1 protein-coding gene is annotated in these 2,617 nt (G+C 59.3%); it reads left to right on the top strand.

Annotation, left to right across the window (positions count from 1 at the left end):
* Positions 1–2,617, top strand: a 2,617-nt coding sequence (locus OSA81_13610) for a molybdopterin-dependent oxidoreductase (protein ID MDE0900038.1), incomplete at both ends; no start/stop codon positions are given.

Below are 2,617 nucleotides of genomic sequence, written 5' to 3'. Positions count from 1 at the left end.
TTCGCTGCTACTGGGGCGATGCAGTCCGGCTATTCGGTAGGCGCCATGGTGCTCGGAACTCTCGCTCTTCTAAAGCACGACCCGAACCCCGACGAGAACGCCATTCGAGACATGCTCTCGGGGATCCTTGACCGTGAGACCGCTTACGTGAAGCCAGTGGCCGCGGTCCAGCGGGCTGCAGCAGTACTCCGGGGCGAGGAAGTCGAATCCTTCCGCCCCCTAATGGTTACGCCAATGACTGATGGTGTAAATCCCGCAGTTCTCGACCCTGATGACGGGCCACCAACCATCTCACCGGCTATCCCACGTGTCGTCCCGTCTGGAGACGTACCTACTACCACTGTCGTAGGCCAACCCGAGGTCAAGGTCGACGCACTTCGACTAGTGAAGGGCAACCCAGCGTTCACTGACGACTTCGAGATGCGCGGTCTGCTGTACGCCAAGGTTCTCCGCAGCCCCTACGCCCACGCTCGGATCATCTCCATTGACGACTCGGCGGCCCGAGCCCTGCCCGGCGTTCATGCTGTTATCCACCACGGCAACGTGCCGCGAGTCAAGTACGCCTCCGGTGGCCAGTCGTATCCGAATCCCAAACCCTACGATCAGGTTTCGTTCGACAACAAGGTCCGACACGTCGGCGATCGGGTGGCCGCGGTGGCTGCTGAGACGGTCGAAATCGCTCAAGAAGCCTGTTCGCTCATCGAAGTCACCTGGGAAGTCCTACCGGCAGTGTTCGACGAGTTGGAGGCCCTATCTGGTAGTGCCCCAGTTATCCATGACGAGAACGACACGACCGATATCGCCGACCCCTCGCGGAACCTTGTGCACTGCATGGACGTTGAGCGAGGCGACGTCGAAGCTGCCCTGTCATCAGCTGACCACTACTATGAACAAACCTTCCGGGTGCACCAGGTTCAACAGTGCCCCATCGAACCTCACATCTCTGTCGCATGGCTGGACTCTGACGAACGTCTCGTAGTCAGGACCGCCACCCAAGTTCCTTTCCACACTCGCCGCATGCTGGCGCCGCTCGTCGGACGCAAAATCAAAGACATTCGCATCATTAAGCCTCGTATCGGCGGTGGCTTTGGCGTAAAGCAAGAGATGCTGATCGAAGACATCGTCGCCCACTTGACCATTGCCACCCGTCGTCCAGTCCGACTGGAACTCTCCCGCGAGGAAGAATTTGTTTCTAGCCGGACCCGGCATCCGCAAACGATGACCTACCGGACTGGAGTCAACGACGACGGCGCCCTAGTAGCCCAGGAGATGCGGTTGGTCGGCAACACCGGCCCGTTCGGAACCCATGGTTTTGGCGTGCAGGCCATTGCCGGCCTGCGAGGTCTCACGTCATACAACGCTCCCAATAAGCGCTTCGACTGCGAGGTCGCCTACACCAATATCCCGGTACCCGGCGCTTACCGTGGCTATGGCGCGCCCCAGGCCCTGTTCGGCCTGGAATGCCACATGGAAGACATAGCGGCCGACCTCGAACTTGACCCAATCGATTTCCGACGCCAGAACTGGGCGAAAACAGGTGACGAGCTGAACCTCGCTCCCCACATAGGTGAACAGGCGCTGGTAGAGGCCGAGTTTGATGAGTATCCGATCGTGATGTCCGACGGCATCGAAGAGTGTGTAGCTCAGGGAGCGCGAGCCATCGGCTGGCACCGGCGAGAAGACCGGTTGTGGCGAGAGCCTGCCGACCAACCGCACATCCGCCGAGGCATCGGCTACGCCCACGCCATGCACGGGACGGCCATCCCGTTTCTGGATATGGGCGGCTGCTTTATCAAGTTGAACGACGATGGATCGTTCAACATGTTGGTTGGCGCAACCGATCTAGGTACCGGCTCGGACACTGTGCTGGGACAGATCGCCGCCGAAGTACTCGGAGTCCCCCTTGACGACATTCAGGTTTACTCATCAGATACTGACGTAACACCCTTCGACACAGGGGCCTACGCGTCGAGCACCACCTACATCTCTGGCACTGCAGCTCTCAAGGCCGCCGAAGTGGTCCGCGATCGACTCAAAGAACGAGCCGCAATGCTCTTAGACATCAAGCTCCCCGACGCTCATCTACAGGCAAAGGGTGTAACTCTGGAACACCATGACGATGTCGAGGTCTTTGGCTGCGACGTTTGCTCAATCGAGCTTCGGGACAGCCGAGCGTACGCCCCCGATGGTAGATCTGTCAGTCTGGAAGAGATCGCCCTGGACTCGTTGCACCTCAACGACCAGGAGCAAATCATGGGCACCGGATCCTATGTATCACCAACCTGCCCACCGCCATTTGGTTCAACATTCGTCGAAATCGAACTCGACACCGAGACAGGCCAGGTCACGATCCATCACATGGTTATGGCTGTTGACTGTGGAGTAGCTATCAATCCGGTCACGGCCAGCGGCCAAGTAGAAGGCGGACTTCTCCAGGCCCTCGGTTACGCCCACTGCGAGGAATTCGCCCTCGACGACGACGGCCGAATGCTCAACGCTGCCTTCGGTCCCTACTGGATCTACCGCGCTGACGAAATGCCCCGAACTGATGTATTTCTGGTCCAGACCATGGAGGACAGCGGGCCGTTCGGAGCCAAGGCGGTAGCCGAGATCCCTA

This window comes from Longimicrobiales bacterium, from assembly GCA_028823235.1.
GTDB lineage: Bacteria > Gemmatimonadota > Gemmatimonadetes > Longimicrobiales > Gaopeijiaceae > UBA2589.
This window is presented reverse-complemented; position numbering and strand designations above follow the sequence as displayed.